This window comes from Polaribacter sp., from assembly GCF_965660385.1.
GTDB lineage: Bacteria > Bacteroidota > Bacteroidia > Flavobacteriales > Flavobacteriaceae > Polaribacter.
On sequence record NZ_CBFHZT010000011.1, the window covers coordinates 39,574 to 54,405 of the forward strand.

Here is a 14,832-nt window from a genome sequence, read left to right on the forward strand (position 1 = left end):
TTTGAACCTCACAGGTTTTAAAAACCTGTGAGGTTTAATTATCGGTAATATTAATTCAACTTATACTTTATCTGCTGCCTTTGTAAAGTGGCCAAAAGTTCGTTTGTAATATGAATTTTTGTATTTCTACTAGGTAAACTTACTTCTATTTTTTCATGTTCATCCCAAACTGTAAAATTTAAGCTTTGTTTTCCTGGTGTGTTTTTTAAGATTGTTTCTAAATTAAGGATGGTGTTTGCAGTAATTTCTTGCAAAGGAATTTGAATAGTCACTTTCTTACACAAATCGTCCATAATATCGTGCAACAATTTCATTTCTGTAAATTTTAGCCTTGGCTCTCCTGTAACACCTTCTTTGTTTGTCCAACCTGGTTGAATGGTACAACGCACAAATAAAAATGAACTAGGCACTAAAAAATGTTTCATTTTCAGGTAATCTTCACCAAAAATTCTAAACTCGTTGCTATCTCCATAATCTTCAATCGTAAACGCAGCCCAACCTTTACCAGCTTTAGAAACACGATGTTGCACATCTGTAATAATCCCTGCAAAAGACAAGTTCATACCTACATATTTGGCCAAATCACCTTTGAAGTATTGCAAAGTAGCATTGCAAAAAATGAGCTCGTTTTTAAAATCATCTAAAGGATGTGCAGAAATGTAAATTCCGATAACCTCTTTCTCTTGAGATAATAACTCCATGGTTCCCCAAGTTTCACAATCTGGTATTTCTGGCTCTGGAAATTGCACAGTTGAAGTTTCACCAAACATAGAAACCTGAGCAGAATTTTTATTTTCTTGATATTTACTACCAAATTTTAAAGCACGTTCTAAAAAAGTGAGTCCTTTTTCATCGGTTGTAAAATATTGAGCTCTGTGCGTATCTGTAAAAGAATCAAAAGCACCTGCTTTTATTAAACTATCAAACGATTTTTTGTTGGCAGTTCTTAAATCTACACGTTTTGCCAAATCGAAAATAGAGGAATAATTGCCATTTTCTTCACGTTCTTTAATGATGGCTTTTACAGCAGAATTTCCTACACCTTTTACAGCTGCCATTCCAAAACGTACAGCCCCTTCTGCATTTACCGAAAACTTTAAAAACGATTCGTTAATATCTGGCCCTAAAACTGCTAAACCCATTCGTTTACATTCCTCCATAAAAAAGGAAACAGATTTAATATCATTCATATTATTAGAAAGTACAGATGCCATATATTCTGCAGGATAATGTGCTTTTAAATAGGCAGTTTGATAAGCAATCCAAGCATAACAAGTAGAGTGACTTTTATTAAAGGCATAACTAGCAAAGGCTTCCCAGTCTTTCCAAATTTTCTCTAATTTTTTTTCATCATGCCCATTTTTACCTGCTTGTTCAATAAATTTTGGTTTCATTTTATCTAAAACCGCAATTTGTTTTTTACCCATGGCTTTACGCAAAACATCAGCTTCACCTTTGGTAAAATCTGCCAGTTTTTGCGAGAGTAACATTACTTGCTCTTGGTACACTGTAATTCCGTAGGTTTCTGCCAAATACTCTTCCATTGCTGGTAAATCGTATTCTATATCTTCTGTACCATGTTTTCTGTTGATAAAACTCGGAATGTATTCCATTGGTCCTGGTCTGTACAAGGCATTCATGGCAATTAAATCTGCAAAAACGGTAGGTTTTAAAGAGCGCATGTGTTTTTGCATACCTGGCGATTCGTACTGAAAAATACCAACAGTTTCTCCTCTTTGAAACAGTTCGTAGGTTTTTTCATCATCTAAAGGAAAATTTTCTGGATCTAAATCAATATTGTGTTTTGCCTTTACAATTTTAACGGTGTCTTTGATTAAGGTTAAGGTTTTTAATCCTAAGAAATCCATTTTTAGCAAACCAGCAGATTCTACCACAGAGTTGTCAAATTGCGTAACGTACATGTCAGAATCCTTGGCTAAAGCCACAGGTACATAATTCGTAATATCGCCAGGCGTAATAATAACACCACAAGCATGAATACCTGTATTTCTAACAGAACCTTCTAAAATGGTTGCTTTGTTGATGGTTTCTGAAGTTAAATCAACTCCATTTGCCATCATTTGCAACTCTTCTACCATTACTTTTTCTTCGGCACGTAAGCCTGCAATTTTACCTTTACTTTTTTCATCATTCCCAAAGATGTTTTTTAGTTTTACCCCCGGAATTAATTTTGCAATTCTATCGGCTTCAAAAAGTGGCAAATCTAAAACTCTGGCTGTATCTCTAATCGATGATTTTGCAGCCATGGTTCCGTAAGTAATAATTTGCGCTACTTGATTAGCACCATATTTATCAATTACATAATCCATTACTCTACTTCTACCTTCATCATCGAAATCAATATCAATATCTGGCATAGATACACGCTCAGGATTTAAGAAACGCTCAAAAAGTAAATCGTATTGAATAGGATCTATATTAGTAATCCACAAACAATAGGCAACTACAGAACCTGCTGCAGAACCACGTCCTGGACCCACAGCAACATCCATATTTCTGGCTTCTCTAATAAAATCTTCAACAATTAAAAAGTATCCTGGATAACCCGTATTTTCAATAACAGAAAGCTCAAAATCTAAACGTTCTTTTATAGCTTCTGTAATTTCTCCATAACGTTTTTTGGCGCCTTTATATGTTAAGTGACGTAAAAAATTATTTTCTCCTCGTTTTCCTCCATCCTCTTCATCCTTAGGATCTTTAAATTCATCTGGAATATCAAAAGCAGGTAATAAGACGTCTCTTGCAAGTGTAAATATTTCTATTTTATCTACAATTTCTTGAATGTTACTAATGGCTTCAGGAATATCTGCAAAGAGTTTTTTCATCTCATCTGTAGATTTGAAATAATACTCTTCATTAGGCAAACCGTACCTATACCCACGACCTTTACCTTTTGGTGTGGCTTGTTTTTCGCCATCTTTTACACACAATAAAATATCGTGTGCGTTGGCATCTTCTTTATTTAAGTAAAATGTATTGTTAGTGGCTACAATTTTAACATCGTGCTTTTTAGAAAATTTCAACAACGTTTCGTTAACAATATTTTCATCTTGCTGATTATGTCGCATCAACTCGATGTAAAAATCATCTTGAAACTCTTGTTTCCACCAAAGCAAAGCTTCCTCTGCTTGTTTTTCTCCAAGATTTAGAATTTTACTAGGTACTTCTCCATACAAGTTCCCTGTTAAAACAATAACATCTTCTTTGTATTTTTTGATAACTTCTCTATCAATTCTTGGTACGTAATAAAAACCATCAACAAAAGCAATGGAAGACATTTTTGCTAAATTGTGATAGCCTTTTTTATTTTTTGCCAACAAAACAACTTGATAGCCATTGTCTTTTTGCGACTTGTTTTTATGATCTTCACAAATATTAAATTCACAACCTATAATTGGTTTTATCGGTTTTTCTGCATTTTTATTATGATTTAAAACGGCGCTTACAAAATGAAAAGCAGCCATCATATTCGCTGTATCTGTCATGGCTACAGCAGACATATTGTCTTTTGCAGCAGCTTTTACAATATTGCTAATTTGCATGGTAGATTGCAAAACCGAATATTGTGTATGATTGTGCAAATGCGCAAACTGAACCTCTTTTAATTCGGCTAAACCTTCTGATGTAGATTTGGTTTCTTGAACATCTTTTAACTTTTCAAGACGTTTTCGAATCTTAGCACTTTCTCTTTTTAGGTTGATGTGTTTTAAACCAATTACTTGAATTGGCTTAGGATTTGCTTCTGAGAAATTTTTAAAATAATCAGCATCAACATCTAATTGTTCTTTGGTAAATTCACGCAAACGAATTAACTCTAAAAAACAACGCGTTGTTGCCTCAACATCTGCAGTGGCATTATGTGCTTCACCAAAACCAACTCCAAATAAATGATTGTGTAACTCTGTTAAAGTTGGGAGTTTAAATTTACCTCCTCTACCTCCAGGAATTTGACACATTTGTGCCGTCTTTTCTGTACAAGTATCTAAAACCGGTAATTTTGTTAAGTTATTTTCTACACCCAATCTATGGAATTCGCATCCCATAATATTAACATCAAAACCAACATTTTGCCCAACAATAAATTTGGTTTTTTGTAAAGCTTCATTAAATAATTGTAAGCCTTCCTCTAAATCAATTCCTTGTTCATCTGCTAATTCTGTTGATATTCCGTGAATTCTTTCGGCGTCATAAGGAATATTGAAACCTTCTGGTTTAATTAAAAAATCATTATGTTCTAAAAGGTTTCCCATTTCGTCATGCAGTTGCCATGCAATTTGTATACACCTAGGCCAGTTATCTGTATCTGTGATTGGTGCATTCCAACTTTTTGGTAAACCTGTAGTTTCTGTATCGAAAATTAAGTACATGAAAATGTTTTTTATGAGAACGATTCACTGTGTAAACGTATTGTAAAAATAGTTTTTTTTGATGGATTACGATGTTAGTAGTAGTACTGTTTTTTGCTTTTTAGGTCTAGTATTGTCATTTTTACACAAGTAGAAATCTTATAAAATTGCTATGTTTTGTGTTAGCTTCTTTGAGAGACTTCTTCTTTTATTCGAAGTGACAAGGGTTTACGGTTTTAGTGCTTATACAATTGTATCACCGCAAAAATAATATCCAACCTCAAAACGATTTAATTATCTTTGCTGAAACATAATATAACAAATGAATAATTTAATTGCACCTTCAGTTTTGGCAGCAGATTTTGCCAATTTACAAAGAGATATAGAAATGGTAAACAATAGTGATGCAGACTGGTTTCATATTGATATTATGGATGGTGTGTTTGTACCTAATATTTCTTTTGGAATGCCTGTTTTAAAAGCAATTAGTCAACATGCAAAAAAAACAATTGACGTACATTTAATGATTGTAGACCCAGACAGGTATATCGAAACTTTTGCAGATTTGGGCGCAGCTATTTTAACAGTTCATTACGAAGCTTGTACACATTTGCATAGAACAGTTCAAGCCATAAAAGGTGCAGGTATGAAAGCTGGTGTTGCGTTAAATCCGCATACACCAATTGCAGTTTTAGAAGATATTATTGCAGATTTAGATTTGGTATGTATTATGAGTGTTAATCCAGGTTTTGGAGGGCAATCTTTTATTGAAAATACCTACAAAAAAATTAATCAGTTAAAACACTTAATTGAGTTTACTGAATCTAACTGTCACATAGAAATTGATGGTGGTGTAACCAACAAAAATGCAAATGCTTTAATTGAAGCTGGCGCAAATGTTTTGGTGGCTGGTAGTTATGTTTTTAAAAGTGATGACCCTACTGCAACCATTGCAGATTTAAAGGCTATTGTGGGTTAATTTGTATGCGGTTGTAGACATAGAAACCACAGGAAATGGCTATAAAGGTCAGAAAATAACTGAAATATCTATTTTTATTTTTGATGGAAAAACTGTGGTTGATGAGTTTACATCATTAGTAAACCCTGAGCAAAACATCCCTCCTTTTATTACCAATTTAACAGGCATTACTAATGCAATGGTTCGCTATGCCCCAAAGTTTTACGAAATTGCTAAAAAGGTAGCAGAAATTACCAAAGACACTATTTTTGTTGCTCATAATGTAAATTTTGATTACAACATCATTAAAGATGAGTTTAAGCATTTAGGTTTCGATTTTAATCGTAAAAAACTCTGTACAGTTCGTTTAACTCGAAAAATAATGCCAGGATTACGTTCTTATAGTCTGGGTAATATTTGTGCTGATGAAAATATACCTATAAATGGAAGACACAGAGCAAAAGGAGATGCAGAAGCCACAACAGAATTATTTAGACGATTAATTGAAAGAGATGATCAATTTATCATTAATTCGTTTTTAAATCCACGTTCAAGACAAGCTACTTTACCACCACTTTTAGACAAAAAAGTAGTGGATAATTTACCCGAAACTTTTGGTGTGTATTATTTTAAAAACACTGCCAAAGAAATTATTTATATAGGTAAAGCTAACAATATCAAGCAAAGAGTTATCAGTCATTTTTACAATAAAAAGAAAAAAGAACGAGAACTTTGCATGGAAACTGCGCATATTTCTTTTACAGAAACTGGCAGCGAAATTTTAGCACTTTTACTAGAATCCTCAGAAATAAAAACAAAATATCCAAAATACAATCGATCTCAAAAAAACAAGAAAGATGCTATTGGTTTGTTTTCCTATGAAGATCAAAAAGGGATAATTCATTTGGCTTTTAATAAGCTAAAATTAGTGCCAAATACTCTGATGAATTTCTATTCTGTTGCAGCGTGCAGAAATTTTTTAGAAAAACTCTGTAAAGAGTTTACCTTATGTCCAAAATATTGTCATTTACAAACCAACGTAAAAGCGTGCTTTCACCATCAATTAAAAGAATGTAAAGGTGTTTGTTGCGATAGAGAATCTGTTAACGACTACAATATTCGTGTACAAAACGCCATAGATTCTATTGGTTTATCCTTAGAAAACAGGGTAATTAAAGAACAAGGTAGAACCAAAAATGAAATTGGTTTTGCGTTAATTTTAGGAGGAAGTTATCAAGGTTTTGGATTTATTGATAAAACTATTGCTGCTAGTTTTACGAATCCTGAAGATTATCAATTTTATTTACAACCTAAAAAAGATAATAGAGATATTCAACGAATTTTAGCAAGCTACCTAAAGAAAAAAGAGGAAGCTACAAATCTTTAACTTTAAGGATATTCAAGCAATTTTTTTTGAGGTTTGCGCAAAAAACTGCTAAAACAAATGATAAAAAAATGAGCTTGCCAAAGTTTAAGATAGGGATTAAAACTTAAAATATTTTGACAAGCTCATAAATTCACTTAATTAAAACTAGACAATTTTTTAAATCAATTCAATTGCGCCATTAAATACATGCTTAAATCTGTAGTAGTTATAATGCCTTTTAAAACATCTTCTTGAACTACTGGCAAAGCATGAAATTCTCTTTCTGAAAATATTTGTGCCACATCTTTTATGGTTACTTCTGGAGTAACAACTGTTAAATTTTTTGCCATTAATTGCTGAATGGTAAACATATTATATACATAAGCATCTACGTTTTCTTCATTATTTGTTACATCTGCAAAACTAATTCTTAATAAATCAGAGTAACTTAACATCCCCACAATTTTACTATCGCTTACTACAGGAATATGTCTTATTTTATGTTGTTTAAATAGTTTTTCGGCTGTTTCTAAGGTATCAAAAACACCCAACGTAATTAAATTAGTACTCATTATTTCGGATATTGGTGTTCTTTTTTTCATCTTATAAAGTATTGATTGACACATCAAATTTTGCAAATAATTAGTATTTAAATCATGATTTTCATCATAAATCAAATTGAAATTTATTTGTATACTGAAACACTTTATCATAAAACATAGAAGTAGTATCTTTATGCTTATAATCGATATTGTTTTTATGAAAAAAACTGATTACAACATTCATATTATTGGTGCAGGCATAAGCGGTTTAATTGCGGCTCAAGTTTTAGAAAATCATGGCTATCATCCTACAATTATTGAAGCTTCAAGTACTGTTGGTGGGCGAGTAAAATCGGATTTAATAGAAAATTATATATTAGACCACGGTTTTCAAGTACTTTTAACTTCTTATCCTGCTGCAAAGCATTATTTGAATTATGATGATTTAGATTTGCAAACGTTTTTACCTGGTGCCACTATTTTTAAAGAAGGCAAACAACAAACTATTGGAGATCCTTTACGTAGTTTGTCTTTATTATTCCCAACACTTTTTGCTTCGATTGGTAATTTTGCTGATAAAACAAAAATTTTAAAACTAAATGCCCTTTTAAAAAAGAAAAAAGTAGTTGAAATATTTAAAACCGAAGAAAAATCGACCTTAGAATATTTACAAGAATTTGGGTTTTCTGAAGCTATTATCAACGATTTTTTTAAACCTTTTTTTAGCGGAATTTTCTTAGAACCTAATTTAAAAACCTCGAGCAGAATGTTTGAGTTTGTGTATAAAATGTTTGGTGATGGATTCGCTGTTTTACCAAAAGGTGGTATTCAAGAAATACCAAACCAATTAAAATCAAAATTAAAAAACACAAAGTTTTTATTTGATACTGCTGTAAAAGAAGTTAAAGACACTAAAATTATTTTAAAAAATGATGAGGTTCTTCAAAGCGATATGACCATTATTGCTACTGAAGCAAGTCAATTGATTTCTAATCTTAAAAATCAAGAAACTGAATGGAAAAGCTGTGACACTTTTTATTTTGAAACCCGAAATAAAGTAATTAACAAATCCTTAATTGGTTTAATTGCTGATGAAAATGCATTGATTAATAACATCTTTTATCATACAAGCTTAGCCACTTTAACAAAAGGAGATAAAGAATTACTCTCTGTAACAGTGGTTAAAGAGCACAACTTACCGAAATTAGATTTGATATTAAGAGTTACAGAAGATTTAAAAAAATACTGTGCTATTGATGCTGTGAATCTCTTAAAACATTATCATATTAAAAGAGCGTTACCAAAATTAGACAACTTGCAATATGAAATTTCGAGTACAGAAACCAAATTAAAACCTACTGTATTTCTAGCTGGCGATCAATTGTTAAACGGTTCTTTAAACGCTGCTATGATTTCTGGTGAAAGAGCAGCCATTGGCGTAATACAAACTTTAGAAGATGGTTTAATTGTGGACGAACTAACCTCTGAATATTCGTAATTTTATTACAATAAAATTCATAAAAAAACCTCGAAAATTTACTTTCGAGGTTTGTTATTTTAAAGGATAATGGTGTTAAATGCCATCTCCTAATTCTTTTAATTTTTCGGTGTTTTCTGCCAACATTAATTCATCAATAATTTTCTGAATATCGCCATTTACAATGTTAGATAAATCGTATAAAGTTAAATTAATTCTATGATCGGTAACACGTCCTTGAGGGTAATTATAGGTTCTAATTTTAGCACTTCTATCACCAGAAGAAACCATAGAGCCTCGTTTTAAGGCATCTTCTGCTTGTTTTTTAGCCAATTCTAAATCGTACAAACGAGAACGCAATACTTTAAATGCTTTCTCTTTGTTTTTATGCTGACTTTTTTGATCTTGACATTGTGCAACTAAACCTGTTGGAATGTGGGTTAAACGCACAGCAGAATAGGTTGTGTTTACGGATTGACCTCCTGGACCTGATGAACAGAAAAAATCGATTCGTACATCTTTTGGGTTAATTTCTACATCAAACTCTTCTGCTTCTGGAAAAACCATACACGTAGCTGCAGAAGTATGCACACGACCTTGAGTTTCTGTTTGTGGCACTCTTTGTACACGATGCACACCAGCTTCGAACTTTAAGGTTCCATAAACATCATCTCCATTAACTTCGAACTGAATTTCTTTAAAACCACCATTTGTACCTTCAGAATAATCTACAGTAGACACTTTCCATCCTTTGCTTTCGCAATATTTGGTATACATTCTAAACAAATCTCCTGCAAAAATACTGGCTTCATCTCCACCAGTTCCTGCACGTAATTCAACCACTGCATTTTTACTATCTTCAGGATCTTTGGGGATCAGTAAAAATTTTATTTCTTCTTCTAATTCAGGAATTCTGGTATTGGCTTCATCCATCTCCATTTTAGCCATTTCAACCATTTCAGCATCAGAACCATCAGCAATAATTTCTTTTGCCTCTTCTATATTGTTGGTTAAAGTTTGGTATTCATCTCCCTTTTTAACAACGCTTCCTAAATCTTTATATTCTTTCATCAATTGCGCATAACGCTTCTGATCCATAATGATTTCTGGCTGAATAATTAAATCAGAAACCTCGTCATAACGTTGTTTTACAATTCTTAATTTATCTAACATCTTCTGCTCTTTACTTGGTTTGCGAATTTACAATTTTTAAAGAGATCTTTTACAAAACTAAAACTATTTTCTAAAATGTTGATAGACCTTTATTTATAAGTTCTTACTAAAATTAGAGATCAATAAATAAAAATATGGTATTTAATAATTTTTTGAATTGTAAAAACAAACTTGAAACCCCAAAAAATGAATTATTCTTAATACTACTTTTTTTTGACGAGTAAAAAGGTTATAAGATAGATTGTTTAAATTTTTGATTACTTTTTGATAACCAATTATAATACTCATCAATACCAGAGTATTGTTTTGCTTGGTTAAGTATTTCGAGTTTAGCGTTCAAAACAACATAATAAGGTTGAGATGCTGTATTGAAATTTACATATTGAAAAGTAGACCACTTATCTCCCACTGTTTTAATTGACTTTAAGTGGTTGTCATGCAATTTTACTTTAAATTGAGCATCTTTTGGAAGTTTTTTTCTATCATCTATATACAATGAAATAAGAACATAGTCATCTTTTAAAAGCTGATAAACTCTGGAATCACTCCAAACATTTTCCTCCATTTTTCTGCAATTTACACATGCCCAACCTGTAAAGTCTAGAAGAATAGGTTTATTATTTGCTTTTGCATAAGCCAGACCTTCATCAAAATCTTTGAAACAGTCTAATCCTAATGGACAATCTGATTCTTGTTCATACAAACTATAAAAGGTTGGTGGTGGAAAACCTGCTAATAATTTTAAATGAGAATTTTTAGTAAGACCAGTTCCTAGATAAATTACAAATGCAGCAATTAGAATAGCAAATGAAATTTTCGGGAAACTAAATTTCTTTTTTCCATCGTGAGGAAAACGTATTACACCCAAGAAATACAATGCCATTAAGATGAAAATAACCATCCAAATACCAACAAATACTTCACGTTTTAAAATACCCCAATGTGCAACTAAATCTGCGTTTGATAAAAATTTGAATGCCAATGCTAATTCTACAAAACCTAATAAAACTTTTACGGTTGTTAACCATCCACCAGATTTTGGTAATGATTTTAATAGATTAGGAAACAATGCAAAGAGTGCAAAAGGCAAAGCTAGTGCAGCTCCAAAACCTGTCATACCTGCAGTTAATTGAAATGCGCCACCATCACTTGTTAATGAACCTGCTAAAAGTGAACCTAAAATTGGACCTGTACAAGAAAAAGAAACTAAAGCTAAAGTAACTGCCATAAAGAAGATACCAATTAAGCCTCCTGAATTTGAAGCATTGTCCATTTTATTAGACCAAGAATGAGGTAGTGTTAATTCATAATATCCAAAGAACGAAAAAGCAAAAAAGATAAATATGATAAAGAAAATTACATTTAACCAAATATTAGTGGATATTGTGTTTAAGATTTCTGGGTTAACTGAATCTAAAAAATGAAATGGAATGCTTAATGCTACATATATTACAATAATAAATACACCATATAAAATTGCGTTTTTAATTCCTTTAGATTTTGTATCAGATTGTTTTGTAAAGAATGATACAGTAAGTGGAATCATAGGGAAAACACATGGCGTAAGTAAAGCAACCAAACCACCTAAAAAACCTAGAACAAAAATTTTCCATAGATTACTTTTTATTGTAATTGAATCTAAGCCCATATCTAAGCGTTCTTTGTGCTTTAAATCTAATATTAAATTATTGGATAGCACCTTGCTTTCGTCATTTAAAATGGTATTGGTTAGAGTTGTTTTAGAGCCATCTAAATTTAAGATAAAATACTTTTCATTGTTAAAACAAACATCTTTACAAGCCTGATATTTAAGTTGTATGGATACTTTATTGATAGTTGTATTCAATATTTTAATTCGTTGCTTAAACTCAGCCTTATTTAAAAAATAAGTTTCATTTACCTTAAAAACATCGTTATATGCTGTTGTTGTTTTACTTTCTTTAGCAACCCCAATAAGTTCATAATTACCCTCTGAATTTTCGAAAGTAAGTACTGCTGGTAATGAACCTTCTTTATCAGTAAACTGTGAGTATACGTGCCATTCGTTATCGATAGTACCTGTTAAAATAATTTCAAATTCTGTATCAGAAATTTTTTCAATTTTAGAATTCCATTTTACTGGATTAATTATTTCTTGTTGGGCATTTGCTGCTAAACTTATGGTTGCAAGAAAAATTAGTATTATTTTTTTCATTTTAGTGTTTGATTTTTTATCTTAATTGATTGGAATATCATAAGGAAATTTAATTTTACAAAAATGTTATATTTAATCCATTACAAACTTTAGTGCAACATTTACAAGATTAGAACCAAATGTGGTATTTCTGTCATATCTATAGTATTTAAGGTCTAAACTCTTGAGACCCAATTTGTATAAATGCGTTTTTGCAAAAATATCTGTATAGGAGAACCCAAAGCTAAACTGATTAGAATTAAATGGAGATAGATCGTAATCTGAAGTATAGTATTTTTCTGTAGATAAATGCTGATCATAAGGCGCAAAATAATTTGCAGCTGTTTGCGTATAAAACCTGTAAGCAGGATATAATGTAAATTTATCTGAAATTTTTATTGGAACTTCTAGACTTGCTGTATGAGATTGTAGCCCCCAATTATCAAAATAATAACGATAATACGTTCTTACCACAAAGGTTTCATTTACATAATAATTAAAGCGCATACCTAATGGTATTTTAATTCTGCTATGTGGCAGTCTTTCAATATCATCTGCCAATTGAAAAACATCTTTATTATTGCTAAATGTATAGTTACTAATACTACTTGCGTTACCAATATAATAATTTGCAACATCTTTAAAGTACACACGCTGTAATGGGTTTGCCAGCCAACCTTGTTGATTTATAACATCTAAGAATATTGATATTTGTGCATTTTTACTTAGAATCTGTGAAAAACTTACAGATACAGCATAAGTATTTCTTGCCTTATTTTGTATAACATTAAATTTACCATCTAGAGGTTTCCAATTTGTACTTGCGTTACCATTTTGGTCAAGAATAGTTATTCCTGTGAAAAAACCTTGTTTTAAATTACCATTAACTAATTTATAAGACTTTAATTCAGTGGGATAAACAGGACTCCAATTGTCTAAATAAACTTTAGCGTTTATACCAAAAGTAGTGTTTTTTTCGTTAAATTGTTTTAACAAACCACCTCCAAAACCTACTGATGTATAATCATATTCTGATGCAAATGAAGTGTTTGCATTCCAAGTGAAGTTTCTATCATCTGATGTGTGTGAATAATCTATATTTACAGTTGACCAAACATCACTTTTTGATGCACCAGAGGAAGCAACCCAGGGGCTACCAATAGTATTTGCTGCTTTAGCTCTACTTTTATCATCATATTCATCGTCATCATCATATCTATTTCCTGAAGCTCCAGTACTATCGAAAGGATTTCCATTACTAGAAGAAGCAGAAGTATAGGCAGAAATACCTGCATCAATAGTTAATAAATCATCTGCATTTAATGGCATGCTAATAATTATTGATGACGCTGCATCTGTTAAGAATTCATTACCTATACCTCCTGTAACAGATGCATTATCACCATTTTGCACATAATAACTTGCTATAAAATCTACTTCAGTAGTTTCTAAAACACGTTTTTTGTAAACATTTGTAGAATCTTTTTGAGCGGTAATAGTTTGCACAAGAAAAAGTGATATTAAAATAGATAAATATTTCATGGTATCATTTTTAAAAAAATTAGTTACAGCCACAACCACCCCCAGATTTCCCACCATTTGCACCTGCAGCCCCTTCACGATACACCTGAGCAATTGTTCCATATTTATCTACTTTTTTTTGAGCCAACAACATATCTGGATCATTAATTTTTATTTTTTCATAATCTTTAACTGCAACACATGAACTTGCAAAAAGAATTAAACCTAAAAAAACTAAACTTTTTTTAATCATTTTTTATCGTATTTAATTGTATGTTTTTAGAGGTAATTATTTTATTGTTTTCATTAATAATAATACACTCTACACCTTTTAGTTGGTTTATAAAATTTAGACCAGTATCTACACCCATTACAAAAATTGACGTTGCCAAAGCATCTGCAAGTTCTGCTGTTTTTGTAAAAATAGTTACACTCAAAACACCAGTTGCAGGATAACCTGTTCTTGGATCTATAATGTGTGTGTATAAAACATTATTGAATTTTACATATTTTTCATAGTTACCAGAAGTTACAACAGCACTGTTAAAAACAGGCATCCAAGAAAATACTTTTTCTTTATTTAAAGGATTTACAATGGCAACTAACCAGTCTTTTCCATTAGGTTGTTTTCCCCAAGTATTTAAATCTCCAGAAGCATTGATAATACCAGAAACTACTCCTTTTTTTTGTAATAAAGCTTTTGCTTTATCTGCTGCATATCCCTTTCCAATAGCACCAAAGCCAATTTTCATACCACTTAATTTTAAAAATACAGAATGCTTTTTTTCATTTAAAATAATATTTTGATAACCTACTTTTTCTACAGATTTTTTTATCACTTTTTCAGATGGCATTTGTGTCATACTTCCATCAAAAAACCAAACTTTATCCATAGAAGCGTAACTAATATCAAAAGCACCTTTTGTAAGTTTAGATATTTTTAAGGCACGTTTTATTAATTGAAAAAGTTCTTGGTCTACAACAACAGGTTTTATACCTGCGTTTCTATTTATTTTTGATGTTTGAGAATTTTTATCCCAAGAAGATATTAATTTTTCTATTCTAGTTATTTCTGCAATAGCCAAATCAATATTTTTATTTGCGCTTATAGAATTATTATCTACTACTGTTATCTCAAAACGACTACCCATAAGTTTAAGAGTTCGTTTGTATGGTTTTTGGGCTAAGACTGCTATTGAAAAAAGTAGAATAAAAAAATGTATTATAGTTTTCAACATAAATTTTTTTGTTAAAT

At 31.2% G+C, this 14,832-nt stretch carries 10 protein-coding genes; 3 read left to right on the top strand and 7 right to left on the bottom strand.

The genetic code is table 11. The annotated features are described in order from the left end of the window. Nucleotides 1–50 precede the first annotated feature (50 nt). Nucleotides 51–4,388: a DNA polymerase III subunit alpha gene (gene dnaE / locus ACTG3V_RS05275; RefSeq protein ID WP_439131094.1), complete on the bottom strand. Its 4,338-nt coding sequence runs from the start codon at nucleotides 4,386–4,388 to the stop codon at nucleotides 51–53. A gap of 301 nt (nucleotides 4,389–4,689) precedes the next feature. On the opposite strand from dnaE, the gene rpe reads away from it, so the two are divergent. Both rpe and ACTG3V_RS05285 read left to right on the top strand, forming a co-directional pair. After that, nucleotides 4,690–5,346, top strand: a complete 657-nt coding sequence (rpe, locus tag ACTG3V_RS05280; protein WP_439131095.1) for a ribulose-phosphate 3-epimerase — start codon at nucleotides 4,690–4,692, stop codon at nucleotides 5,344–5,346. A 1-nt stretch (nucleotide 5,347) separates the two neighbouring features. Beyond that, the gene (locus ACTG3V_RS05285) at nucleotides 5,348–6,712 is read left to right on the top strand and encodes an exonuclease domain-containing protein (protein WP_439131131.1); all 1,365 of its coding nucleotides are present in this window, start codon (nucleotides 5,348–5,350) and stop codon (nucleotides 6,710–6,712) included. 161 nt (nucleotides 6,713–6,873) lie between these two features. On the opposite strand, the gene ACTG3V_RS05290 is transcribed toward ACTG3V_RS05285, so the two are convergent. Beyond that, nucleotides 6,874–7,293: a CBS domain-containing protein gene (locus tag ACTG3V_RS05290; protein ID WP_439131096.1), complete on the bottom strand. Its 420-nt coding sequence runs from the start codon at nucleotides 7,291–7,293 to the stop codon at nucleotides 6,874–6,876. 157 nt (nucleotides 7,294–7,450) lie between these two features. Between ACTG3V_RS05290 and ACTG3V_RS05295 the strand changes: the two genes are divergently transcribed. Beyond that, nucleotides 7,451–8,731, top strand: a complete 1,281-nt coding sequence (locus ACTG3V_RS05295) for an NAD(P)/FAD-dependent oxidoreductase (RefSeq protein ID WP_439131097.1) — start codon at nucleotides 7,451–7,453, stop codon at nucleotides 8,729–8,731. Nucleotides 8,732–8,806: 75 nt separating this feature from the next. Here the strand turns inward: ACTG3V_RS05295 and prfA are convergent, their stop codons facing one another. The 5 genes from prfA to ACTG3V_RS05320 form a co-directional block, all read right to left on the bottom strand. Continuing rightward, on the bottom strand, nucleotides 8,807–9,883 hold the full coding sequence (prfA, locus tag ACTG3V_RS05300; RefSeq protein WP_439131098.1) for a peptide chain release factor 1: 1,077 nt from the start codon (nucleotides 9,881–9,883) through the stop codon (nucleotides 8,807–8,809). A gap of 229 nt (nucleotides 9,884–10,112) precedes the next feature. Continuing rightward, complete coding sequence (locus ACTG3V_RS05305; RefSeq protein ID WP_439131099.1) at nucleotides 10,113–12,077, bottom strand: protein-disulfide reductase DsbD family protein; 1,965 nt, start codon at nucleotides 12,075–12,077, stop codon at nucleotides 10,113–10,115. A gap of 72 nt (nucleotides 12,078–12,149) precedes the next feature. Further along, a complete protein-coding gene (locus ACTG3V_RS05310) occupies nucleotides 12,150–13,598 on the bottom strand; it encodes a DUF3570 domain-containing protein (protein WP_439131100.1) in 1,449 nt (482 codons plus the stop codon). A 19-nt stretch (nucleotides 13,599–13,617) separates the two neighbouring features. Then, nucleotides 13,618–13,830, bottom strand: coding sequence for a DUF4266 domain-containing protein (locus tag ACTG3V_RS05315; RefSeq protein WP_439131101.1), 213 nt, complete (start codon nucleotides 13,828–13,830; stop codon nucleotides 13,618–13,620). Beyond that, on the bottom strand, nucleotides 13,823–14,815 hold the full coding sequence (locus ACTG3V_RS05320; RefSeq protein WP_439131102.1) for an FAD:protein FMN transferase: 993 nt from the start codon (nucleotides 14,813–14,815) through the stop codon (nucleotides 13,823–13,825). The genes ACTG3V_RS05315 and ACTG3V_RS05320 overlap by 8 nt, the downstream gene beginning before the upstream one ends. Nucleotides 14,816–14,832: the final 17 nt, after the last annotated feature.